The sequence below is a fragment of the Saccharothrix sp. NPDC042600 genome, assembly GCF_040647305.1.
Classification (GTDB): domain Bacteria; phylum Actinomycetota; class Actinomycetes; order Mycobacteriales; family Pseudonocardiaceae; genus Actinosynnema; species Actinosynnema mutabilis.
On record NZ_JBEZBW010000001.1, the window covers coordinates 439,606 to 464,111 of the forward strand.

Genomic DNA, 24,506 nt, shown 5'->3' on the forward strand with positions numbered 1-24,506 from the left:
GAGGCTAGGTGTACGCAGCGTGACGACTTGTACAAATTGTGTGACTGCCGAGCCGCTAGAGTGGAGCTTGGTCATCGCAGGTCGGACGGGGTACGCGTGGATGACAGGCCGCTTCACGTCGGCGCTCGGGTGCGCTACTGGCGGGAGCGCCGGAAGCTTTCTCGCAAGCAGTTCGCGGACATGGTCGGCCGCTCGACTTCGTGGCTGGACAAGGTCGAGTCCGGCGAACGCGACCTGGTCCGGCTGCCCATGATCGAACGAGTCGCCGAAGTGCTCGGCGTGGATCCGGTGGTGCTGACCGACCCTGCGCAGGGCGCGCGTGCCCGTGCCTGTGTGGGTACCGTAGAGGTCCAGGCCATCCGCACCGCGCTCGCCGCCTATCCCGGTCTGGCGCCGGCGAACGCCGACGTCAACCTCGCGCAGATCACGAATCAGGCGAACTACCTCGACCATGCCTGGATGACGTCCCGCTTCGCGGTAGTGGCCCGCCACTTGTCCACGCTCTTGGTCGATGCTCAAGCCGCAGTGCGGTCGGTGCCGGCATCCGACCTTGTCGCGGCCTACCGCATCCTGGTCACGGCCTACCGGCTGGCCTCTTCCATGCTGCTCAAGTTCGAGTCGAACGACATCGCCTGGTTGGCGGCCGACCGAGCGATGCACGCGGCCCTGCGGATCGACGACACGTGGGCGATGGCACGGGCGACCCGCAGCGTGGCACGAGCGATGACCAGCACCCGCGAACCGGTGCAGGCGGTGTCGGTGCTGTTGGCGATGGCCGACCGGATGCGGGGCGAGGTCAGCGAGCATCCGGCGCAGTTGCTCTCACTCCAGGGCATGTTGTAGCTCGCGGCGTCGATCACGGCGGCAGGCCGGGAAGACGCCGCGCTCGCCCGCCTGATGCACGAGGAAGCGATGGCCGCTGCAGAGCGCTTCGAACCGCACTACGCCGACCACTGCACGTTCTTCGGCCTGGCCAACACCATGATCCACCGCGTCTCGGCGCTGGTGCGGCTGCACGAGCCCGGCCAGGCACTGGAGTTCGCGGCGACGATCGACCCGAGCGCGGTCGCCAAGCTGTCAGCGGAACGACAGTCGAACTACCTCCTCGACCTCACCGAGGCGCACGCCAACGTCGGCAACTACCGCCAAGCGGTGCGGATGCTCGGACGGGCGGAGCAGGTCGCGCCCGAGGAGGTCCGCTGTCGTCCGCTCGCGCACGGCCTGCTGCGGCTGCTGTTGAACAACACCACCGGTGAACCGGCCAAGCTGGTCCGACACATGGCCGAGCGCGCAGGAGTCGCCGCATGAGCAACCCCGTGCTGTACCTCATGATTGCGGGGCGGGTCCGGCCGACCACATCGACCGCATGGTCAAGCTCGCCCAAGCCGATGGCTGGGACGTCTGGTGCATCGCCACACCCGCAGCGGTCGAGCACTTCCTCGACCTCGACGCCCTCCGAGAACTGACCGGCAACCCGGTCCGCACAGGACAACAGCGCGCCGGACAACCACCGCTCCCCAAGGCGGACGCGGTCATCGTGGCACCCGCTACCTACAACACGATCAACAAGTGGGCGGCGGGTATCGCGGACACCTACGTGCTCACCCAACTCGCCGAACTCACGGGCCTGGGCGTGCCGATCGCGGTGCTGCCGTTCGTCAACACCGCACTGGCCGACAACCGCGTGTTCCACCGGAGCGTGGCGGAGTTGAGAGCGTCCGGTGTGGTGGTCCTGTTCGGTGAAGGCGGCTTCGTTCCGCACCCGCCACGGACGGGCGGGAAGGCGATGGACCGCTATCCGTGGAAGGCCGCGCTGGATGCGGTACGGGGTGCGGAAGCCGGCGTGTAGCGGGCGTGGGTGACGGGCACTCCCGAGCAGGGCCGGACCTGCCTCCTGGGGGAGTGACAAGCGGTTCAGTTCCGACAAGGCCTCGAACTGGGCGAGGAAGCCGATCCCGGCAGCTTCCCGATGGAGCGCTCGCGGCGTCGGGCGATCGCTTGGCGACTCGTGAGCGCTGTTCACGTATTGGCCGTTGCTTCGACAGGGCGAAAGTGACACCGCGGTAATTCACCCGTTCGGTCGCTAACACCGAATGCAACTGACACGACGTAGCCGCTGTCACGTTTCAAGCGACCGTCCGCGCGGACGCGGCGCACATCCAAGGAGGCCGAGTGGGGCTGTTCGACCGGCTGCGCCAGAGGTTCGGGGGTGGGAGTGCTGTCATCGCGCCACCCGCACCGCAACACCAGCCGTTCGCACCACCGCCGGTTCCCCCGCCGCCACTGCCGCAGTCTGCGCCGCCGCAGTCTGCGCCGCCACCGCCGCACGCCGCGCCACCACCGCCGCACCCGGCTCGCCGACCGCAGTCCCGGGTGACCGGCCCGGTCTGGGTGCCGGCCGGTGCCACGACGACGGTGGCGGGACGGTCGCTGCCCGGCGGGATGATCTACGTCGGGAAGCTGTCCCGAAGCGACGTCGCGTCCGGCCGCAACGTCGAGGTCGTCGACCCGACGTTGCCGATCGACTGGCGCAGGCCGGACTTCACCGGTCAGGACATGGACTACTGGCCCGCCTACCACTCGATCACTCCGCGCAGCCGGGCCGCGTACCTGCTCTGGCTGGAGGGCGGACGATGGGCGCCCGACGCCTACATCGGTTATGTGTTCCTGTACTTCTACGGCCTGGAGCGGCGCGCGTTGGTCGACGCGCGGGAGGACCCGGCGGCGCGGGCCGACCTGCCGCGCATCCTCGGTGAGGTCGTCCGCCTGCTGGCCGTCTACGGCGGCAACTCGTCGTTCCGCCGGTACGCGACCGAGTTCCAGGACGTGCTCCGCGCGCTGGTCGCCAGAGTGGACGCGCCGCCACCCGACCCGGCCGAGCACGACAAGTGGTCCCCACCGCTCACGTTGCGCGTCGGTATCGGCGCATTCGCCGCTGAAGGGCGTCCCGTGCCGGTGGACTGGGCGTGGTCGTGGGCCATGCTCCACCCCGAGATCCACCCGCGAACGCCCGCGACGCGGTGCCCGGAGGAGTTCCGCGCGCTGTTCACCGCGCGCTACTTGGCCCGCTATGTCGACGGCATCCGGGTCCGCCCTCTGAAGAGCCGAGTGGACTTCTCCTACCACCCCGCCAGTGGCGGGCTCCGGACGACGACGTGGCGGTTGGACGTCCCGGACGTGCTCACCGCCGCCGCGCCGACCAAGGTGCTCAAGGCGCTCGTGGAGTCGTGCGCCGACGACCTGGACGCGTACAGCCGCCTGATCGGCCGCCAGCCCGAGGCGGCGGGGACGTTGCCCGCGCTGGCCCTGCTCCCGGACGAGTTGCTCACCGGTGACCCCGCGGGTCTGCGACCGGTGCGTGAACTGGTCGACCGGACCCTTCCGGGTGATGTGCGGCAAGCCCGCTTCGAGTTGGCGGACCTGACCTCCCTGTGGCCCGCCCGCACGCCGGGCAAGTTCGCCAAAGCCGATGCGGTCGGCCTCGCGCAGTTGCTGGACAAGCTGGGCGTGGGCATCGAGCCGGACGTGCGCTTGGGCGGCCCGGTCCAGAGCGCGGGACCGGCGGTGCTGTTCCGGGCCACCGCCGCGCGGTCGACGACCGCGACGTCGGAGTACACGGCCGCCACGACGTTGCTCCACCTCGCCGCGGTCGTCTCCGCGTCCGACGACGACGTGTCCGCCGCGGAACGCGACCACCTGGTCGCGCACCTGGAGTCGAGCCTGCACCTGACGCCGGGGGAGCGGACCCGGCTCACCGCGCACCTGGACTGGCTGCTGGCCGCCAAGCTCAAGCTGACCGGCCTCGCCAAGCGCCTCGGTGCCCTGACCGACGCCCAGCGCGCCCACGTCGCCGGTTTCGCCACCGCTATCGCCGCCGTGGACGGTGTCGTCTCACCCGCCGAGGTCGACACGCTGCGCAAGATCTACAAGCTGCTGGGCCAGGAGCCGGACTCCGTGTTCACCGAACTGCACGCCCTCACCGCCGCGTCAGCGCGTCCGGCGCCGGCCACGGAGCCCGTCGTCGTCGTGCGCGCGGACACCGGCCCGTCCGGTTACACCATCCCGCCACAGCCTCGACCGGAGCCGCCCGTCGGGGCGGTACGCCTGGACGCCGCCCTGGTGGAGGCGAAGATGCGGGAAAGCGCCGCGGTGGCCGCCCTGCTCGCCGACGTCTTCGAGGACGAGCCGGAGGAAGAGCGGTCGGTTCCACCCGCGGCGGTGGCGGCCGTCGAACCGGTCGGTTCCCTCGACGACGCCCACTCCACCGTGCTGCGGGAGCTGGCCGCCCGACCGTCCTGGAGCCGAGCGGACTTCGACGCCCTGTGCGCCGCGGCCGGCCTCCTGCCCGAAGGCGCGCTGGACGTGCTGAACGAAGCGGCGGTCGAAGCCGCGGACGAACCGGTCGTCGAGGACGACGGTGACCAGCTCGTGATCAACGACTACGCAATGGGAGAACTGCTCGCATGAACGACACCCGCATCCGGCCTCGTGACCGCGACGCGATCATCCAGTCGCTGCGGGCGGGCGTCGTGCCCCGCTCGGGTCAACAGCACGTCCAGGTCGGGCGTGCGCGCGAGGTCGAGTCACTGCTGCGCGACCTGGACAGCGTCGCCGACGGAGGCTCCACCGCGCGTTTCGTCATCGGCGAGTACGGCTCGGGCAAGACGTTCTTCCTCAACCTGATCCGGGCGGCGGCGCTGAAGAAGCGCCTGGTGACCGTGCACGCCGACCTCGCTCCCGACCGTCGCCTGCACGCCACCGGCGGCCAGGCGCGCAGTCTGTACGCCGAGTTGGCCCGCAACACCTCCACTTCGGCCAAGCCGGACGGCGGGGCACTGGCGGGCATCGTCGAGAGGTTCGTCTCCCAAGCGCTCACCACCGCCCGTGACCAGGGCGTCGCGCCGGAGAACATCATCCGGCAGCGCATGGCCGAGCTGTCCGAACTGGTCGGCGGCTACGACTTCGGCACCGTCGTCGAGGCGTACTGGCGCGGCCACGACACCGGCAACGAACAGCTCAAGATCGACGCGGTGCGCTGGTTGCGCGGGGAGTTCACCACCAAGACGGAGGCCCGCGCGGCACTGGGCGTGCGGACGATCGTGGACGACGCGAGCTTCTACGACCAGCTCAAGCTGCTGTCCCGCTTCGTGCGCATGGCCGGCTACACAGGGCTGCTGGTGTGCCTGGACGAGATGGTCAACCTCTACAAGCTGACCTCCGCGCAGGCCCGTTCCGCCAACTACGAGCAGATCCTGCGGATCGTCAACGACAGTCTCCAGGGCATCAGCACCCACATCGGGTTCCTGTTCGGCGGCACACCGGAGTTCCTCATGGACACCCGCCGCGGCCTGTACTCCTACGAGGCGCTCCAATCCCGCCTGGCGGAGAACGCCTTCGCCACCAACGGCTTGGTCGACCACTCCGGCCCGGTGCTGCGGCTGACCAACCTCACCCAGGAGGACTTCTACATCCTGCTCACCAAGCTGCGCCACGTGCACGCTTCGGGCGACCCGGAGCAGTACCTCGTGCCCGACGACGCGCTGCACGCGTTCATGCACCACTGCTCGCAGAACATCGGCGACGCCTACTTCCGCACTCCGCGCACCACGATCCGGGAGTTCCTCAACATGCTGTCGGTGCTGGAGAGCAACCCCGGCCAGCCGTGGGAACCGCTCGTCGGCGGCGTCCGGTTCCAGGCGGAGCGCAATCCCGACCTCGAACCGCTGGAGCCGGCCGCGCAGGACGATCCGAGGGTGGACGATGAGCTGGCCACCTTCCGACTCTGACACCCCGCGAGCGTCCTCGCAGTTCTTCCGCCTGCACGAAAAGGTTCAGCGCTGGGTCCACCGCAAGAAGTGGTCCGCGCTGAACGACGTGCAGGAACAGGCGATCCCGTTGGTGCTCAAAGGCACCGAGGACGTGATCGTGTCGGCGGCCACCGCGTCGGGGAAGACGGAGGCGGCCTTCCTGCCGATCTGCTCCGCCCTGCTCGACGAGGTGGACGACGGCGGCATCCAGGTGCTCTACGTGTCACCGCTCAAGGCGTTGATCAACGACCAGCACCGTCGCCTCGACGAGCTGTGCGAAGGCCTCGACCTGCCGGTGCACCGCTGGCACGGTGACGTGCCCGGTTCGGCCAAGGCCAAGGTGCTCGACCGACCCGAGGGCGTCCTGCTGATCACACCGGAGTCGCTGGAGGCGATGTTCGTCCTGCGCGGCACGGAGGTCGGCCGGCTGCTGCGCGCCCTGCGGTGGGTCGTGATCGACGAGATGCACTCGTTCATGGGCACCGAGCGCGGCGCGCAGCTCCAGTCCCTGCTGCACCGGGTCGAATTGGCGACCCGTCGTCGCGTTCCCCGCATCGGGTTGTCGGCCACCCTGGGCGACATGCGAGCCGCGAGGGACTACCTACGCCCCGGCGGCGGTGACGACGTCCACCTCCTGACGTCTTCGCACCAGGGCGTGGACATCCGGGTCCAGCTCCGCGGGTACCTCGACCAGGCGCCCACCGACGACGACGAGGAGCCAGGGGAAGGGACCTTGGTCGAGCAGATCAGCGAGCACGCGTTCGCCACCCTGCGCGGCGGCAACAACCTCGTGTTCTTCGACCGCCGCGGTGATGTCGAGCTGTACGCCGACCGGCTGCGTCGCCGCAGCGAGGAACGCGCTGTGCCCAACGAGTTCTTCCCCCACCACGGCAGCCTCGCCAAGGACGTGCGCGAGCACGTCGAAGGTCTGCTCAAGGGCAACCGACCGGTCACCGTGTTGTGCACGTCCACGTTGGAGATGGGCATCGACATCGGCACCGTCACGTCGGTCGCCCAGGTCGGCGCGCCGCCCTCGGTGGCGAGCCTGCGCCAGCGCATCGGCCGGTCCGGACGTCGTGGCGAACCCGCCGTGCTGCGCATGTACGTGACCGCCCGGGAGATCACCACCGACATCGCGCCCCAGGACGAACTGCGCGCCGAACTGTTCCAGACGGTGGCGATGATGAGCCTTCTCGCCGACCGCTGGTACGAGCCGCCGGGCACGTCGTCCTTGCACCTGTCCACCCTTGTGCAGCAGGTCATGTCCGTCATCGCCCAGCACCAGGGTGTGCAGCCGGTCGAGCTGTTCGGAGCGTTGTGCCTCTCCGGGCCGTTCGCGCACGTCGACAAGGCGACCTTCGCCACGCTCCTGCGCGACCTCGGCCACGCCGAACTCGTCCAGCAGGAACCCGACGGACTGCTCCTGCTCGGCAAGGTGGGAGAGCGGATCGTCAACCACTACTCGTTCTACAGCGTGTTCGCCGAGAAGCAGGAGTACCGACTGGTCCACGGCTCCCGCACCCTCGGCGTGCTGCAGGTGACCACGCCCACCGAAGTGGGCTCGCTCGTCATCTTCGCGGGCAGGCGCTGGAAGATCGTCTCGGTGGACGACCGGGCGGCCCTGATCCAGGTGGAGCCCTCGCACGGCGGGCGGGCGCCCAAGTTCGCCGGTGGCCGTGCGGAGATCCACGACGAGGTCCGCCGCCGGATGCGCGCCTGGTACGAGTCCGACGTCGTTCCCGGCTATCTCGACGCCACCGCCCAGCGCCTCCTCGACGAGGGACGCGCGGCCTATCGCCGCTTCGACCTCAACCGGAACGCGGCACTGGGCAGGGGCAACGACACCATCGTGTTCCCTTGGCGCGGCGACCGCATCCTCAACACCCTGACCTCCTGGCTGACCCGGGTCGGCGTGGCCTCCGCCCGAGACGGTGTCGCCTTCACCGTGCCGCAATGCACACCGGCCCAACTGCGCGCGGTGCTCCAACAGTTGCTCTTGGAAGACGACACCACCGCCGAGGACATCGCCGCCGCACTACCCGACACCGCGGTCGAGAAGCACGACATCCACCTCGGCAAGTCACTGCGCACTCGCGCCTATGCCGCCGGGTACCTCGACATGGCAGGAGCCCGCTCCGCGCTGGTCGACCTGGTCGACCGGCTCCCCGAACACGACCTTGACGTCATCTCCGGACTGCCCTCCGTTCCGGCGCCTCTGGTCACCCCGACGACCTACGCGGTCGTGGACGTGGAAACCACAGGCTTCGCGGCCCGGGGTCGCGACCGGATAGTCGAGGTCGCGGTCATCCGCGTCGCCGCCGACGGCACCGTCCTCGGCGAGTGGAGCTCGCTGGTCAACCCGCAACGGACGCTCGCGGCCTCCGAAATCCACGGCATCACCGAGGAGGAGCTAGCCGGCGCCCCCGCGTTCGTCGACATAGCGCCCACCCTCGCCGCGCACCTGGCCGACGCCGTCATCGTGGCCCACAACGCCTCGTTCGACCTGAACTTCCTGGACGCGGAGTTCGCCCGCGCCCACCACCCGTTCACCTCGAACAGGACGCTGTGCACGATGAAGCTCGACGACCGCGTCCACCGAGCAGGTCGCCGCAGACTGTCGGACTGTCTCACGGCGGTGAGTGCGTCCACCCAAGGTTCAGCTCACCGAGCCCTCGCCGACGCCCAGGCCACCGCCGACCTGCTGCGCTACTACCTGACCCATACACCCCACGACGTTCGAGACCTCATCGCCGGACCGGAGCGCCGTATCCCGTGGGCCGCCGGCGGAGACGGTTGACCCAAGCGTCCCGCGCCCGACGGAGCCGTTCGGCTCGGTGTGACCGTCAGTTCCGTGCGAGGTTGAAACGTGCCGCCACGTCCGCGATCACCTCGGCCGCCGCCTCACCGCAGGCCTGCGGATCCGCCGGGCGTCCTCGGACGGTCAGTGACCTGGTCCAGTTGCCGCCGTCGGGGTAAGGCTCCGCGCGTGGCTGTAGTGGGCCCACGAACGTGCAGTCGAGGCACTCTTCGCGTTGGGCCAGCGCGGCGTTGAGGATCGACAGCAGGTCCTCGCTCGACACGTGCGCATGGGTCATGGCCTCATCGCATCCCTTCTCGCGTGACGTACATCCGGCTTGCGGGGAAGTCGATGACGACGACGTGTCCGCTCAACAGGTCCGTTCCGAGGAGCAGCGCCGGCACCTGGTCCAGTTCCAGCACGCTGAGCACCGGGAGGTCGGCGACGGTCACCACGGCGCCCGGGAGCACGATCGAACCCATGCGGACCTCGGTGATCCGGGTGCGCGTGACCTCCGTGCGGCCCGCGCCGATGCCGGCGGCGTAAGCGGCACCACCCATCGGGTCGACGGCGAGCCCCGCCGCCTTGCCGGCGACCCGGTTGAGGACGCTCACCGCGGCGCCGGTGTCGAGCAGCGCGGTGACCTCGACCCCGTTCACCTCGGCGGCCAGCAGCACCAGGTCGCGCGGTCCCCGGTGGATCGGGCTCTCGCCGTCGAACGTCCCGGGCCGCCGCACCCGGTGGTCCTGCACCGACAGGGTCAACGTCCACCGTGCGAGGTCGAGTTCGAGCACGCCGAGCGCGAGCACGTCGAGTCCCAGCACGCCTCCGAGTGGAGTGCCGACCTGGGCCGAGAGCGTGTCGAGTGGGAGCACGGTGACTTCCATGCGCTCGGTGGTCCACCCGCCGAGCCGCAGCACGGTGCCGACGACGCGTCGCTGCGGATCGGCGACCCCGAGGGCACCGTGCACCGCGCTCTCCACCGGGTCCGGGCCGGGGGAGTCGAGCGGGACGGCCGCCTCGTCGAGGACCGTGCCGCTCGCCCCGGTGTCCACCAGGAACGGCAGCGGGGCCTGCGTCCCCACCCCCACCGGGACGACGGGGTGCCCCGACGGCGTGGACGTCATCGAAACCCTGACCACCTCCGGGCCGACGTTCATCGCACCGCACCGGCGGTCCGCCCGCCGCCACGGGTCAGCACTCCGGTTCGGGCTCTCGCCACCGGTCGTCCTCGACGAGGCCGTCGTGCCGCAGGAGTTCGAGGCCGACCAGGCAGTACTTGTCGGCGGGGATGCCGGGCAGCCCGAGGGACGCCGACTCGACGAGCACGCCGATGTTCGCGACGGTCCGCTCCCCGTCGCAGAGTTCGAGCAGCGACATCGACGCCGGGCTCAGCTGGAGCACCTCCGGCCAGCGACCCGGGAGCTTGCGGGAGGCCAGCCGGTGCGGGCGGCGCGTCACGGTCGCGACCGGGCGTCCTTCCACCAGGCAGTCCACCAGCATCGCGAAGTCGACGTCCACGTCCATGATCCGCACGCTGTCGGCCAACTTCGGCACCGAGGTGTGCGTGAACGCCCGTCTGGTGAGGGTTCGGGCGCCGCCGGGCGCGTCGCGCGTCGGGTCGTCCACCGCGATGTCGTCGAACGCCCCGGCGTAGGCGGCCAGCGCGGTCAACGCCGGCGCCACGTCGGAGGTGGGGCAGATGCGGGTGCGCACGAACCGCGTGAAGTCGGTCCGGAACGCTTGGGTGGAGAAGTACCGGACCGAGTCCGACCCGTCCTCACCCTCGCGCGGCTGCTGTGCTCGCCAGGCTTGGAAGTCCTTGAAGATGTCGACGATGTGCGCGACCTCCTGGTGCAGCACAACCAGCAACCACCGCATCCACTGCGCACCGTGGAGGAGGAACCCCCTGATCTCCTTGAGGAATTCCCGGTCCAGCGGCGTGGGGATGGCGTAGAAGTTCGGGAAGATCGCGGGGTGTCGCGCGATCAGGTCGCGGTCGGCGGGATCCTGCGCCCAGCCCTGGTGCGACATGTCGGAGATGATGTCGTCGAAGACGAGCTGGTCCTTGAACTGGCGGTGCAGCGGGGTGTCCGCGAGCGGGGCGAGGATGTGGAGTTGGGGTTGCGCCCGCTCGTACCGCAACGAGTTGACGAAGAAGTCCGCGGTGTCACGGAAGTCCTCGTCGTGCTCGTCGGGGAACCCGGTGATCAGCGACGCGGCCACCTGCATCCCGCGGTCGCTCGCGCTGCGCACACGGGCCATCGCGTCGGGCAGGACGAGCCGCTTCTTGAGGCTGCGCTGGAGGTCCTGGGACCCGGACTCGATGCCGAAGAACACCCCTCGACACCCCGCCGAGCTCATCAGGTCGAGCAACTCGTCGTCCACCCGGTCGGTGCGGGCGCTGCAGTTCCAGAAGAACTCCTCGCCGGAGGCCAGGATCGCCTCGCAGAACTCCACCACCTTGGCGCGGTCGACGGTGAACATGTCGTGGATCAGGTCGAACACGCCGACGCCGTACTCGGCCTTGAGCCGCGTCATCTGCTCCACGACCAGGGCCGGGGTCTTCAGGCGGAACTTCCGCCGGAAGAAGTCGTTCGTCGAGCAGAACGTGCACCCGTACGGGCAGCCGCGGCCGAGTTCGAGCGGTATGTAGCGGGCGCTGCGCAGCGGTGGGTAGCGGTGGTAGGCGGGGACCGGGATGGCGTCGAGGTCCGCGATGGCCGGGGCGTTGGCGGTGCGGACGACCGTGCCGCCCTCGCGGAAGCTCAAGCCGGGGACGCCACGCAGGTCCGCGCCGGTGTCGAGGGCGTCCAGCAGCGCGGGGAGGCTTTCCTCCGCCTCGAACCGGAGCACGAAGTCGACGGACGGGAAAGCCGTCAGGGTAGCGGTGTCCACCACGGACGCCTGCGGTCCGCCGAGAACGATCCGCACCTCGGGACGCGCGCGTTTGAGCCTTTCGGCGATCCGGAGGGTGAGGGGGAAACTGCTGCAGATCGTGCCGAGCCCGATCACGTCCGGGTCCAGCGCGAGCAGCCTCTCGACCGCGTACTCGCGGAACGCTTCAGCGGTGGGCTCTTTCAGGTGCTCGTAGAAGACCTGGTTCAGGTCCACCACGTCGAACCGCCGACCCCGCTGTTCGAGCACGGCGGCGAGTGTCAGGACGCCGACCGGGGCGTGCTCGGCCAAGCGGAGGATGACCTCGGTCTCGGCGAGGTCCGGCCCGAACTCGCTGACCGTGGGCGGACTGACAATGCAGAACCTCATTCGCCACTCCCTGCCGGTGGCAGCGCCGGCCGGGAACCGCCCGCCCGCCACCGGGAGGGGCGGGGCGGACGAACGGGACCCGACCGCTCGCCGAAGCTGCTACTGCGCGACGACCACGATCACGACGACGATGACGACGTCATCGCGCGCACCGGCCTTCTGGAGGCTGCCCACCAGGTTGTTCTCGAAATTCGACTTGAGCGATTCGATGTCGTCCTCGGACAACCCGACATCGGGCATCACGAGCACGGCTTGACGTCTCTTGGGGCCGTTTTCCGCCATTGTCAGCACTCCTTGCTCGGAGATTGGCGGCGCTGGTGAGGCTCAACGGGGTGAAGCGACCCAAGAATGCCGCCGTCCGGTATGATCGGGTGCGGCTACGATCGTCGCACGCGGTACTGGCGGGCACCATTCGCACGACCGGGTGCCAAATATGCCACTCAGAGTGGTTCGTGCGAATCGTTGGTGTGGATTTCGTGCACGATCGAGTTAGTGAACCCCGCACCTTGAGCGCTCGGACGCCCACGGTCCGCCGGCCCTTGTCGGCTCGTCTCGACCTGCCGGCCGCGGCGCCCGTCGAGCGCTGCACTCGAACGGCTCAATGTGCCGCGGGCGTGCGCGGAGCATCCTGTCTGCCATGCGATGGTCATCCAGGACCCTCGTGCCTCCAGGGGGTCCGCGGTGATGGCTAACCGGCGATTGGCGCTCGTCGTGGCGGTCGACAGCTACTCCCATGCCGGGCTCCGCCAACTCGCCGCGCCGGCCGCCGACGCGGACGCGCTCGCCGAGGTGCTCGGCGACGCGGACCTGGGCGCGTTCGACGTGGACGTGCTGCGCAACCCGACCTCGACCGCCGTCGCCGAACGCGTGGACGACCTGCTCGCCGACCGCGATCCGGGCGATCTCGTGGTGCTGCACTTCTCCTGCCACGGACTGCTGGACCCGCGTGGCGAGCTCTACCTCGCCGCGACGAACACCACGCCGGACCGGCTGCCCTCGACCGCGGTGGACGCCGCGCTGGTCAACAGGCTGATGCGGCGCAGCCGGGCGGGTCAGGTCGTCCTCTTCCTGGACTGCTGCTACGGCGGGGCGTTCGAGCGGGGCGTCATCCCGCGCGCGGGTGGCGCCGTGGACATCGGCGGGCAGTTCACGGCTGAATCGCGGTTCGGCGGCGGGTACGGACGGGTGGTGGTGACGGCGTCGAGCGCGACCGAATACGCCTTCGAAGGCCTGGAGCCGGTCGAGTTCGACCGTGCACAGCCTTCGGTCTTCACCGGGGCGCTCACCGAAGGTCTCCGGACCGGGGCAGCCGACCTGGACGGCGACGGACAGGTGACGCTGGCCGAACTGTACGACTACGTCCACCGTCGGGTGAAGACGTTGTGCCCGCAGCAGACGCCGTCGAAATGGGAGTTCGAACTACAGGGCGAAGTGCGCATCGCCCGCAACCCGAACCGCCGGGTGCGACCGGGACGCCTCCCCGAGGAGATCGGGGAACTCCTGGAGCACTCGTCGCCGATGGCGCGGATGTCGACGGTGCAGGAGTTGGCGAGGCTCGCCGGGTCCGACGACCTGCCGCTCGCGCTGGCGGCCGTGGAGGCGTTGCGCGGACTGGCGGAGGACGACAGCCGCCGGGTCTCACTGGCCGGCGCGGAAGCGCTGACCACGATCCTGCCGCGCGTCGAGCCCGCGTCGCTCGACCTGGGGCGGGTTGCCCTCGGTTCGGTGGCGCACGCCGAGGACGTGCGGTTGGAAGGCGTCCCACTGGTCGCCGTGTCCCGGGTCGCCGTGTCGGACCTGCGGGTGAAGGCGAGGCTGAGCGGTTCGACGGTCAGGGTCGCGTGGGAACCGGTGGAAGTGGGCCGGTTGACCGCGAGGGTCACGGTCACCGGCCCACTGGGCGAGGTTCGGATCGAGGTGAACGGTGAGGCCTATGCCGACGAACGGCCGCGAGCGGAGCCGAAAGTGTCGGAAGTGTCGGGGGCGCTCGGCACCGAGGTCACTCGATCGAGGGACACGTCATCGCGGGGCACGCTCCTGCGCGCGGGCCTCGCGCCACCGCCGCCGGAGGGTTACAAGCCTTCGGGGCAACTGGCCGGAGCGGTCTTCGTCGTGGTGATGGTGGTGGTCGTCGTCCTCATGGTGGTCGCGCTGGCTGTCTGACCGTCGAGGGCGACTTGCCGTGGGAATTGGCAACTGATCGAGCGGTTCCTCTGGGTGATCTGGTTCGCGCAGAGGGGTTCGCTGCCCGCCACTCCCGCGGTGTTGACCAGCGAAGCGGTGCGGTGCGGCAGACCGAGGAACCGTTCACCGGCATCACGGGGCCGTGCAGCTGGCGCTGGGAGAGGTTGCGCCGTAACGGGACCTTCGGAACAAGCGATCAACGGGCATGCGGTGCGCGCGGAGGACCGACCGCAGAGATGCGTTGAACGCAGGGTAAGTCGCGGTTTCGGAGCCCTGGTCTCAGCGATGGCACGCAGTAGGACGAGGAGCGGGCTCCGGTGGGTGAGGGCGGCTGGGACGACCCGGGTCTGCCGGCGCAGGTCGGCATCGCGTCGGGTGGCGGGGTCGTGTACCAGGCCGGGCGGGACCTCCACGTCCAGCCGGCCGCCGCTCCGACGGTGGTGTGGCCGGTGCGGGTGGGGGTGCCGCCTCCGGTTGTCGAGCACTACCAGGACCGCGTGGCACCAGGGCAGGTGGTGGGCGAGGCGGCCTGCGTGGTGGCGTCGGGGTTGGGCGGGGTGGGCAAGTCGCAGTTGGTCGCCCGCCACGTGTTGCCGATGTGGCGTGATCCGGCCGTGGCGGTCGCGGTGTGGGTGTCGGCGCGGTCGCGGGTCGCCGTGGTGGCTGCTTTCGCCGAGGCGGCACGGCGGGTGCTGTGCGAGCGGGACCCCCACATCGGGAACCGTGCGGCCGACGACGCGGCGGGGCTGTTCCGCGAGTGGTTGGCCGCGACGGACCGCCGGTGGCTCGTGGTGCTCGACGACGTCCAAGACCCGGCCGACCTGCGGGACCTGTGGCCGCCGCAGGGCCGGGTCGTGGTGACGACCCGGCTGCGCGACCTGGCGCCTCCCTCACGAGGCCACCAGATCGATCTGGACGTGTTCAGCCCGGACGAGGCCGTGTCCTACCTGACGGGTGCTCTGGGCGTGGCGGGCCGGGAAGCGTTGGACTCGGTGCGCGGATTGGCGGACGACCTCGGCCGGCTGCCCTTGGCCTTGGGACAGGCCGCGGCGTTCATCCGCGACGACCCGCTGCTCACCGTCGCGGAGTACCGCGACCGGTTCGCGGATCGTCGCCGCAAGTTGACCGACTTGGCGCCCACCGAGGACCGGTTGCCCGAGCACCAGCTCGCGGTCGCCGCCACCTGGTCGCTGTCGATAGCGCGCGCCGACCGCGCCGGTCCCCGCGGAGTGGCTCGCACGCTGCTCGAACTGGCGGCCCTGCTCGATCCCGCGGGAACCCCGTTGGAGGTGTTCGTCAGTTCGACCGTGCTCACCCGCCTCAGCCGCCGCGGCCGACCCCGGCCGAAATGGCCGGTGTTCCCGTACGTGCGCGAAGGGGTCGATCGTGGGACGGTGCTGACCGCGTTGAGCCGACTGCACCGGCTCAACCTGATCACGTTGAGGCGAGCCGGTTCCGAAGGCACGGTCGCGGTACACGCGCTGGTGCAACGCGCCGTCCGCGACACGCTCACCTCCCGGCGGCTGCACACCCTGGCGCACTTCGCCGCCGACGCCATCATGGACGCACGGCCGAACACCATCACGATCGACCCGGAGCTGACGCAGTCGCTGCGCAGCGCCGCGAGGGCCGTCGAGGCCCGGACGACACCGGCTCTCTGGTCACCGCGCGCGCACCCGGTTCTGTTCTACATCGGCACTTCCCTCGGTGAGGAGCAGCAGAGCGCCGCCGCCTACGCCTACTTCCGCGAACTGCACCGGCAGGCGACCACCCGACTCGGCCCCGACCACGTTCAAACGTTGATCGCCCGCAACAACTCGGCTTTTTCGTGCGCTGAGGTCGAGGACCCGGTCACCGCGGTGGGGGAGTTCGAGGCCTTGCTGTCCGACTACGTGCGGGTGCTGGGTCCGGTTCACCCGCACACCCTGGTCGTCCGCAACAACCTCGCCTCGTGCCGTGGTTCGGCAGGGGACCACAAGGGTGCGGTGGAAGAGTTGGCCGTCCTGTTGGTCGATTACCTCCGAGTCCGCGGTCCGGATGACGACAGCACGCTGCGCATCCGCAACAACCTGGCAGCCCATCGACGGGACATGGGTGATGTGCGCGGCGCGATGGAGGCCTTCGAGATGTTGCTCGGCGACCGTCTTCGAGTGTGCGGCCCGGACCACCCGTCCACCCTGACCGTGCGCAGCAACCTCGCCGACCTGCGCGGCAAGCTCGGCGATCCGGTCGCCGCGGCCCAGGAGTTCCAGGTGCTGCTGGCCGACCACGAGAGGGTGCTGGGTCCGACCCATCCCGATGTCCTCGCGATCCGCTGGAGCCTCGCGCGGCTGCGCGGTGAGGCCGGTGATCCCGCCGCGGCGGCAGCGGAGCTCACGGAGCTGTTGAGCGACCACGTCCGGCTATTGGGTCCCGACCACCGCAGGACGGTGGACGTGCGGAACGACCTCGCTCACTGGCAGCGCGAGTCGGAGGGAGCGCGACGTCCGTGAAGTCCGGTCCTCACCTCGGCTGTGCCGTGCATGTGGCCGCGAGGCGGCGTTGCATGTCGAGGTGGCGGAACTGGTAGGTGGCGCCGTCCCGGCGTAGGACGCCGTGTACGGCGTGGGCGTCGGCGAGAAAGGACATGAGCGACCAGGGGAGGCGTCCGCGCAGCGCGAGTGCGCACCGGGTCGCGGTGTAATGCAACCATTGTGTCCGGCTCGCGGCGACGAGCACGCCCGTCGGGACGCCGTAAAGCAGGCCCCCGACGAGCGCGCTGGGCACGTGGAAGTCCGTGCCCATACCGGCGACGAACCCGATGGCCACCGTGACCGCGGTCGCGACCCCGGCCGTGCCGATGAGGAAGGCCGTGCGATCACGGACCAGCACCTGTCGGGGCGAGCGGACCGGGGTGATCTCGCGGGGTGCGTCCATGCCGTAGACCAGGCCGACGGCGACACCGACGACCGCGCCCATCAAGCCGGCGCTCGCCGGCTGGATGCCGCGGGTGTGGAGCAGCGCGGTCACCGCCGGGCCGACCACGGCCGCGACCACGAGGCCCTTGCCGGTGAAACGCAGACCTCGCGCGGGGCTGCCGGGGCCGAGGTGGCGCGCGACGAGTTCGACCGCCAAGCCCGCGGCCAGGCCGACGGCGAGCCCGTACGTCGGGTTGTAGTAGATCCCGTGCAGGAAGCCGAAGGCGACGCCTGCCCGCCTGGGGTCGGTCAACCACATGCGCGGGTCGGCCGGTGCCCAGTGCGGGTGCTGCGGCTGACGTCGGGGGAGTGCCGTCAGGAAGAGCGGGGGCAGCAGGCACAGCAGCACCCCGGTCGCCAAGTCGCCGCCCGTCGACGCGTGACGCACGGCCAGGGTGACGGCCACCAGCACGGCCAGAACCGTTCCCCGGCCCGGCCGCGGCGGTGTCGGTCCGCTCGACCGGACGACCAGCACCAGCACGAAGAGGGCCACCAGGGCGCTCACGCTCTTCTCGGCCGCCGTCCGGAGCCAGACCGCGTCGGTCGGCGGTGCTTGCCGGATGTACGACCAGACCGCCAGGCCGACGAACGCCCCGACGAGGTGCAGAAGCGGCCCGAAGGCCGGGAGTTCCCACGGTTGATCACGGGAGTTGGTCGCAAGCGTCATCACGACCACCACGAGCAGTCCCGTCAGCACGCTCTCGACCAACGCGCTGAACAAGGCGTCCGAGAGTCCCAGGATCGGGTGGTAGATCGGGAAGGTCAAGGCGAAGGCCGCGAACGCCGTCGCCGACGCCGCCCGCGCGGCGGTCGGTGGACGAGCCTTCACCGGGTGGACCGACCCGGCGGCCAAGCCGACCCCGATCACCAGCGAAGGGCTGGCCCACGAGTGGTCCAGCAACAGATCACCACCCAGGTCGATGGCCAAGCCGCTGCTGATCGCCACCACGACACCGGCGGACAACGCCGCACGGAGCCTGCCCGTCACCCACCACACCGTGGTGTGCACGAGCACGACGGACACGAGGACGATCGGGGCCAGCTCCCGGATGACAGGCCGCGAGTAGACCGCGGAGTACAGCGTTCCCGCGGCGAGAGCGGCGACCACGGCCAGCACCGCGCCGGCGGCGATGGCGAACCACGTCGGTGGTGCGAGCGGTGCGGAGCGCAGGCGGAGTTGCCACCATGTCAGGTTCGGTTGGCCGTGCCGGTCGTGTTCCAGGTGGTGCGCGAGGTAGCCGAGCCAGGTCACCGCTTCCTGTGGCCGCCAGCGCGACCGTCTGGTCGGGTGTGCGCGGAAGGCGGCTGGGACGAACCCGTCGAACAGGTGCCGCTCGACGCTCTCGCGGTCCGGGAGGGTGAGGAGCTGGTCGGGGTGTGGCAGCGGTCCCGCCGCGCTGTCTCGTGGTGCCGGGTTGTAGACGGTGCGCGCCAGTGTGGCCATGAGCGGTGTGCGGAGGACGTCGGCGAGCAGCCCACCGTCGCGTGCGGACCGCTCGACCCGCGCCCACCGCCGTTCACCGGCGGGCCCGCCGGCGCTGCTGCGCAGATACGCCAGGACGTCGTTGGTGCGCAGGGGTTGTAATCGGATGCCCGCCGCGCCGGTGAGGGTGACCTGTTGGCCGTGGAGGGGGCGTGTGGCGGCTCGGTAGGCGTCGGTGCGGCTGCTGATGACCAGCGGCCGGCCGCCGTGCAGCGCTAGGTTGATCTCGCCCAGGGCGGGACCGCGCAGCGGCTCCGGGATCTCGTCCAGGCCGTCGAGCACCACGATGATCAGGTTGTTGTCGAGCAGGGCCTTGAACAGCGTTCGGCCGGAGGTCTCCTCGTGTTCGAGGGCGGGGTGGTCGATGGCGAGGCGGTCGACCAGCCAGGCGTCGAGGTGTTGGTCCCGCGGGTTCCAGGAGGCGATGGAGACCAGCACGGGCACCGGGTCTCCCGGTCGGCGGGACGGCGGCGCGAGGAGGTCGACGACGAAACCGGCCAGCAGCATCGTCTTGCCCGCACCGGGTTCGCCCAGCACCACCAGCCTGCCGGTCGGGACCTTGCGCCACGTGGTGACCAGCTTCCCGTCCGCCTCGGCCAGGTCGTCGGCCGCGCTCGCCCACGGCGTGCCGTCGTGCGGCCGACGCCAACCGGTGCCGCGGTCGGCCAGTCGCACGATGTCCGCCCAGGCGGTGACGAGGTCGGCCGCAGCCGGTTCCCAGCCGATCGGGAGCGGGTAGGGGTCGTTGAGCGACCGCCTGGTGACCTCGTCCCGCCACTGCGCGTGGACCGCTGCCGCCAGGCGGTCGGCGACCGCGGACAGGTCCGGCGTCCTGGCCGTGCGTTGGCCGGCGCGGTGGCCGAGCAGGTCGACGGCGAGGGCGGCGGCGGCGAGGACACCGACCGCGGTCCACGTGGCGGTGGGCCACCAGTCCTCGTCGACCGACACGGTGTTCGTGGCCATGTTGCCCACCAGCGCGACCGCGATGGTCAACGCGGACAGCGTGGCGGTCGAAGGGCGCCGAGCCACGTAGGTCTCCTACCGCTCGTGAACTCCGTGGGTGGAGATCGTGCGGTGCAGGACCGCCGTTACCGCGGCACGGCGAAGCTCTGTGGTCCGCGGGCGTGTTGGAGAATGGCGGTGAGGAACCCGACCGTTACTCATTCCAGGGAATACTGGATGTGTTCGCAGTGAGGTCGCCGGCCCGGACCACCCCTCTCGAAGTGTCGATCGGCGCACTGGGAGGGAAGTCCGTGTGGGCTTGGGTGGTGTCTGGTTACGCAGCCTTCGCGCTCGCCCTTGCAGGTTGCGCCGGATTCGTGGCGATCTTCTACCGCGATTTGGTAAAGGGGCCTGGTCGAGGTACCGGGCGAAGGCGAACAACCGTCGCGTTTCGCCCTGTACCTCTCTCACCGAGGCACGCGGGTGGCCTCGCGATGTGGTGCGTCTGCGGTCACAGGCCCAGTTCGGCGGCGGCCAGGGCGGTGCCCTTGACGCGGGCTTCGATCTTCGCGAAGGCCACGTCGCGGGAGGTGGAGGTGTCGTCGGCGAAGGGGGAGAAGCCGCAGTCGTCGCAGGTGCCCAGTTGGTCCACGGGGATGTGGCGGGCGGCCAGCAGGACGCGGTCGCGGACCTGTTCGGGGGTCTCCACCGCGGGGTCGATCGGGTCGGTCACGCCGACGAAGACGCGGATGCCCGGCCGGAGGTGGTCGGCGATGATCCGCAGCACGCGTTCGGGGTCGGGTTCGCTGGCCAGTTGCACGTAGAAGTTGCCGACGCGCAGCTGGAACAGCTTGGGCAGCAGTTCGGCGTAGTCCACGTCCAGGCTGTGGGTCGAGTCGTGGTCGCCGCCGGGGCAGGTGTGCACGCCCAGCCGTGCGCGCTCGTCGTCGGTGAACCGGTCGAGCACACGGTTGTTGATCGCGACGAAGTTGTCCAGCACGCCGCCGGAGGGGTCGAGCTTGAGCGCCAGCCGCCCTTCGGTGAAGTCGAGCTGCACGACGTGCGCGCCGGCGTCCAGGCAGCCCCGGATGTCGGCCTCGGCCTCGTTGACGAGGTCGTCCAGGAAGGCTTCGCGGGAGTAGCCGTCGATGCCGTCCTGCGGGTAGAGCAGGCTCAGCGCGGACGGCGCGATCACCGCCTGCTTCACCGGCGCCTCGGTGTGGCGGCGGGCGTCGCGCAGGAACTCCTCGGCGTGGACCTGGTAGCGGAACGGTCCGGCGGTCAGCCGGGGCAGCTGCCGGGTGTGCCCGTCGGCGAACGGGATGACCGCCCCGTCGGGGGCCAGCGTGGACAGGCCGGCGAGCGGGTAGGTGACGAAGCTCGGCTTGGCCTGCTCGCCGTCCACCAGCACGGGGCTGCCGATCTTCTCCAGCCGGGAGATGGTGTCGGCGGTGGCCTGCTCTTGCAGGAGGGCGAGTTCGCTGTCGTGCAGTCTGCCTTGCGCGTGCTCGGCCAACGCCTCCTGCAACGCGAGGGGGCGGGGGATGCTGCCGATGGGCTCGGTCGGGATGCTCATGTCGGCGGACACTAGGTCCGGTCGGTCGGCGCGGCGCGGCGACGCGGTCGATGTTCATCCCCGGGACTTCGGCTTCCCGCGTCCCCACGGTCGAATTCACCCGACCAGGTGGATCGGCTCGACGGCGAGCGGGACGGCGTGGTGGGTCGTCCGGGCGTAGCGTGCGGTGTGGGTGACCGGCTCTCGCCGTCGGGGTACGGGCACCGGGTGCGCTCCACGACAGGGAGGCGGGCGGCCGTGTCATCGGGTGAGGACGACCGGCGGGGAGCCGACGACGACGTGGTGCGCCGCGTGGACGAGGTCACCTGGGCGTTGGACGACCTGTGCCGCACGTTGGAGCGCGAGGAGCGGCTGCCGGAGATCCTCGACCGGTTGTGCCGGCAGATCGTGCACGCCATCCCCGAAGCCGACATGGCGAGCGTGTCGATGCTGCGCGACGGTGTGCCGGAGACCGTCGCGGCGACCGGTGACCACGCGATCGAGATCGACAAGGCCCAGTACGTCGCGAACGAGGGACCGTGCCTGGAGGCCGCGACGGCCGGTGCGACGGTGCGGGTGGTGGTGGCGGAGGTGCGTGACCGGTGGCCGGCGTTCGTGGAGGTGGCGGGGCGGGTGGCCGTGTCGAGCTACCTGTCCGCGCCGCTGTTCATCGACAGCGAGTACCACGGTTCGCTCAACCTCTACGGCCGCGCTCCGCACGGGTTCGGCAAGCTCGACGCGGCCTTGCTCGCGCTCTACACGACCGCGGCGGAGGCCGCGTTGCACGGTGCCCGGCGATACCTGTTGGCGCGGGAGCAGACCGAGCACCTGCGCACCGCGCTGGTGACCCGGGCGGTCATCGACCAGGCCAAGGGCGTGATCATGGCGGTGCGGCGGATTCCCGCCGAGGAGGCGTTCGAGGTGCTGGCGGCGAAGTCCCAGGAGGAGAACGTGAAGGTCCGCGAGATCGCGGAGCGGTTCATCAAGGGGATCGTGGAAGGCGGCTGACCGGCGTTGGTGGTCGGCTCCCGGGGGTACCCGCTGGTGCACGGCAACCCCTGGAGGCCGCACCATGACCGATCCGCGACACGACCCGGCACCGCCCGACACGGGGTCGTTGTACTTCGTGGGCAACGCCACGACGGTGTTGCGGCTCGGGCCGTTCACCGTGCTGACCGACCCGAACTTCCTGCGCCGCGGCCAGTGGACGCACATCGGGCAGGGTGTGGTGTCGCGGCGGTTGAAGGATCCCGCGATCGGGATCGACGAGCTGCCGCCGTTGGACGCCGTGGTGTTGTCGCACCTGCACGGCGACCACTTCGACCGGGTGGCCGCCCGGGGGCTGGACCGCGACCTGCCGATCCTGACCACCCCGCACGCGGCGCGTCGGCTGGGGAAGCGGGGGTTCCGGGAGTCGGTGCCGCTGCGGACGTGGGCGGACATGACCCTGGACAAGGGAGGTGCCTCACTGACGGTCACCTCGTTGCCCGGGCGTCACGCGTTCGGGGTGGTCGGGAAGGTGCTCCCGCCGGTCATGGGCACGTTGCTGGACTACCGTGCCGCGCCCGGCGCACCCGGCTTCCGGGTCTACCTCACCGGTGACACGTTGGTGCACGACGACCTGCGGGAAATCCGTGACCGTTGCCCGGCCATCGACGTGGCGGTGGTGCACCTGGGCGGCACGAAGGTGCTGGGGGTGCTGCTCACGATGGACGGTCGGCAGGGCGTGGACCTGCTGGAGATGGTGCGCCCGCGCCTCGCCGTCCCCGTGCACTTCGACGACTACGGCGTGATGAAGTCGCCGCTGTCGGACTTCCGCGACGAGGTGCGGCGCCGCCGGCCGGGAGCGGCGGTCACCTACCTCGATCGCGGCCACGTGCTCGAACTCCCGGCGGCGGGCCGCTGAACGGTCAGGGGCGGAAGACCGCACGGGTGCAGCCGTCCTCTTTGGACTTGAACAGGTCGTAGCCGCGGGGCGCGTCGTCCAGCGGCATGACGTGGGTCGCCAGGTGGTTGGTGGTGATGCGGCCGGCGGCGATGTGGTCGAGCAGCATCGGGATGTAGCGCTGCCCGTGCTGCTGGGCCGCGCGCAGCGTCAGGCCCTTGTTCATCACCGCGCCCAGCGGGAACTTGTCCACGAAGCCGCTGAACACGCCGAGCACGAACACCGTGCCGCCCTTGCGGCAGGCGTGGATCGCGTCGCGCACGGCGATCGGCCGGTCGGTCTCCAGCTTCAGCTTGCTCTTGACCTGGTCGTAGACGTGCTGCGGGCCGAAGCTGTGCGCTTCGCAGCCCACCGCCTCGATGCACACGTCCGGGCCACGGCCGCCGGTCATCTCCCGCAGCGCCGCGCCGATGTCGGTGCGCGCGTAGTTCAGCGTCTCCACGCCGAACACCCGCTCGGCCTGTTCCAGCCGGTAGTCGAGCCGGTCGATCACCACGACCCGCTCCGCGCCCTGCAACTGCGCCGCCCGCGCGGCCATCTGGCCCACCGCGCCGCACCCCCACACCGCCACCACGTCACCGGGCGCGACGCCGCCGAGGTCCGCGCCCATCCACCCGGTGGGCACGGAGTCGGAGGCGAACAGGGCGCTCATGTCGTCCACCCCGTCGGGGATCGGGATGGCGGTGTGGTCGGCGAAGGGCACGCGCACGTACTCGGCGTGGCTGCCCTTGAACCCGCCCATCGCGTGCGAGTAGCCGAACACGGCGCCGGGGTCCGCGCCCCACAACGCCTGCGTGATGCCGGGGTTGGTGTTGCTGTTGTCGCACAACGACCACAGGTCGTGGGTGCAGTACCAGCACGAGCCGCAGCCGATGAACGAGCACACCACGACCCGGTCGCCGGGCCGGTGGCGGGTGACGCCGGGGCCGACCTCGACCACCTCGCCCATGAACTCGTGCCCGATGACGTCCCCGGCCTGCATGAACGGGATGTGCCCGGTGATCAGGTGCAGGTCCGAGCCGCACGCGGTGGTCAGCCCCACCTTGAGCACCAGGTCCCCGTCGTTGATGATCCGGGCGTCGGGGACCTGCTGGACCCTCAGGTCGTTGACGCCTTCCCAGCACAGCGCTTTCACAGCCTGCCCTCCCCGGCCGCACGACTGGTCACCAGGCGCAGCACCCGTCCCGCCGGACCCGGGTGGGTCGCGGGCGGGTCCGGCCGCAGCACCGATCCCGTCTCGATCAACGACTTCGTCCGGCGCAACGCGACCCGCAGGTCTTCGCGCGACACGTCACCGACCGGCCGCGCGAGCAGTTCGGTGCCCTTGTCGCCGGTGGCGGGCCGGATGCGCAGTTCCACGTCCTGGCGCAGCTCGGCCAGCGGTTCGGGCAGGTCGTGCAGCCGGTCGGGCGAGCAGTGCACGGTCACGGCGAGCCAGTGCTCGTCTCGACTGTCCGCCTTGCGCCGCGCGACGACCAGCCGGCCGACCACGGCCGCTGCCGCCGCGCCGACGCCGGTCAGCACGGCGGCCCTAGACGATGTCCTCATGCGCGAGCCCTTCTTCGGGGT

The 24,506-nt window shown here is 70.5% G+C and carries 18 protein-coding genes; 10 read left to right on the top strand and 8 right to left on the bottom strand.

Annotated elements, in window-relative coordinates; genetic code table 11:
- The first annotated feature begins 96 nt into the window (after positions 1–96).
- From AB0A74_RS01635 to AB0A74_RS01660, 6 genes are all read left to right on the top strand, one after another.
- Entirely contained in the window at positions 97–843 is a 747-nt protein-coding gene (locus AB0A74_RS01635) for a helix-turn-helix transcriptional regulator (protein ID WP_358246953.1), read from the top strand.
- 69 nt (positions 844–912) lie between these two features.
- Positions 913–1,308, top strand: coding sequence for a hypothetical protein (locus AB0A74_RS01640; protein WP_358246954.1), 396 nt, complete (start codon positions 913–915; stop codon positions 1,306–1,308).
- A 58-nt stretch (positions 1,309–1,366) separates the two neighbouring features.
- Positions 1,367–1,849 (top strand): flavoprotein, encoded by a 483-nt coding sequence (locus AB0A74_RS01645; RefSeq protein ID WP_358246955.1) that lies wholly within the window; start codon positions 1,367–1,369, stop codon positions 1,847–1,849.
- Between the two features lie 524 nt (positions 1,850–2,373).
- Positions 2,374–4,467, top strand: a complete 2,094-nt coding sequence (locus AB0A74_RS01650; RefSeq protein WP_358246956.1) for a TerB N-terminal domain-containing protein — start codon at positions 2,374–2,376, stop codon at positions 4,465–4,467.
- Entirely contained in the window at positions 4,464–5,786 is a 1,323-nt protein-coding gene (locus AB0A74_RS01655; RefSeq protein ID WP_358246957.1) for an ATP-binding protein, read from the top strand. The genes AB0A74_RS01650 and AB0A74_RS01655 overlap by 4 nt, the downstream gene beginning before the upstream one ends.
- Positions 5,761–8,604 (top strand): DEAD/DEAH box helicase, encoded by a 2,844-nt coding sequence (locus tag AB0A74_RS01660; RefSeq protein ID WP_358246958.1) that lies wholly within the window; start codon positions 5,761–5,763, stop codon positions 8,602–8,604. Before AB0A74_RS01655 ends, AB0A74_RS01660 begins: the two co-directional genes overlap by 26 nt.
- Before the next feature lie 46 nt (positions 8,605–8,650).
- On the opposite strand, the gene AB0A74_RS01665 is transcribed toward AB0A74_RS01660, so the two are convergent.
- From AB0A74_RS01665 to AB0A74_RS01680, 4 genes are all read right to left on the bottom strand, one after another.
- A complete protein-coding gene (locus AB0A74_RS01665) occupies positions 8,651–8,902 on the bottom strand; it encodes a hypothetical protein (RefSeq protein ID WP_358246959.1) in 252 nt (83 codons plus the stop codon).
- A 4-nt stretch (positions 8,903–8,906) separates the two neighbouring features.
- Positions 8,907–9,764, bottom strand: a complete 858-nt coding sequence (locus AB0A74_RS01670) for a retroviral-like aspartic protease family protein (RefSeq protein WP_358246960.1) — start codon at positions 9,762–9,764, stop codon at positions 8,907–8,909.
- Between the two features lie 34 nt (positions 9,765–9,798).
- Entirely contained in the window at positions 9,799–11,871 is a 2,073-nt protein-coding gene (locus AB0A74_RS01675) for a radical SAM protein (protein WP_358246961.1), read from the bottom strand.
- Positions 11,872–11,970: 99 nt separating this feature from the next.
- Positions 11,971–12,153, bottom strand: a complete 183-nt coding sequence (locus tag AB0A74_RS01680; RefSeq protein WP_358246962.1) for a hypothetical protein — start codon at positions 12,151–12,153, stop codon at positions 11,971–11,973.
- 402 nt (positions 12,154–12,555) lie between these two features.
- Between AB0A74_RS01680 and AB0A74_RS01685 the strand changes: the two genes are divergently transcribed.
- The gene (locus AB0A74_RS01685) at positions 12,556–14,034 is read left to right on the top strand and encodes a caspase family protein (protein ID WP_358246963.1); all 1,479 of its coding nucleotides are present in this window, start codon (positions 12,556–12,558) and stop codon (positions 14,032–14,034) included.
- Positions 14,035–14,372: 338 nt separating this feature from the next.
- The gene (locus AB0A74_RS01690) at positions 14,373–16,547 is read left to right on the top strand and encodes a tetratricopeptide repeat protein (RefSeq protein ID WP_358246964.1); all 2,175 of its coding nucleotides are present in this window, start codon (positions 14,373–14,375) and stop codon (positions 16,545–16,547) included.
- A 10-nt stretch (positions 16,548–16,557) separates the two neighbouring features.
- Here the strand turns inward: AB0A74_RS01690 and AB0A74_RS01695 are convergent, their stop codons facing one another.
- Together AB0A74_RS01695 and AB0A74_RS01700 are read right to left on the bottom strand one after the other, a co-directional pair.
- Positions 16,558–19,524: an NACHT domain-containing protein gene (locus AB0A74_RS01695; protein WP_358246965.1), complete on the bottom strand. Its 2,967-nt coding sequence runs from the start codon at positions 19,522–19,524 to the stop codon at positions 16,558–16,560.
- A gap of 424 nt (positions 19,525–19,948) precedes the next feature.
- Positions 19,949–21,013, bottom strand: coding sequence for a cobalamin-independent methionine synthase II family protein (locus tag AB0A74_RS01700; RefSeq protein ID WP_358246966.1), 1,065 nt, complete (start codon positions 21,011–21,013; stop codon positions 19,949–19,951).
- 237 nt (positions 21,014–21,250) lie between these two features.
- Here AB0A74_RS01700 and AB0A74_RS01705 point away from each other — a divergent pair, with 237 nt between their 5' ends.
- Positions 21,251–22,000, top strand: a complete 750-nt coding sequence (locus AB0A74_RS01705) for a GAF and ANTAR domain-containing protein (RefSeq protein ID WP_358246967.1) — start codon at positions 21,251–21,253, stop codon at positions 21,998–22,000.
- Positions 22,001–22,064: 64 nt separating this feature from the next.
- The gene (locus tag AB0A74_RS01710; RefSeq protein ID WP_358246968.1) at positions 22,065–22,898 is read left to right on the top strand and encodes an MBL fold metallo-hydrolase; all 834 of its coding nucleotides are present in this window, start codon (positions 22,065–22,067) and stop codon (positions 22,896–22,898) included.
- 4 nt (positions 22,899–22,902) lie between these two features.
- On the opposite strand, the gene AB0A74_RS01715 is transcribed toward AB0A74_RS01710, so the two are convergent.
- Entirely contained in the window at positions 22,903–24,072 is a 1,170-nt protein-coding gene (locus AB0A74_RS01715; RefSeq protein WP_358246969.1) for a zinc-dependent alcohol dehydrogenase, read from the bottom strand.
- The gene (locus AB0A74_RS01720) at positions 24,069–24,485 is read right to left on the bottom strand and encodes a hypothetical protein (RefSeq protein WP_358246970.1); all 417 of its coding nucleotides are present in this window, start codon (positions 24,483–24,485) and stop codon (positions 24,069–24,071) included. The genes AB0A74_RS01715 and AB0A74_RS01720 overlap by 4 nt, the downstream gene beginning before the upstream one ends.
- Positions 24,486–24,506 lie beyond the last annotated feature (21 nt).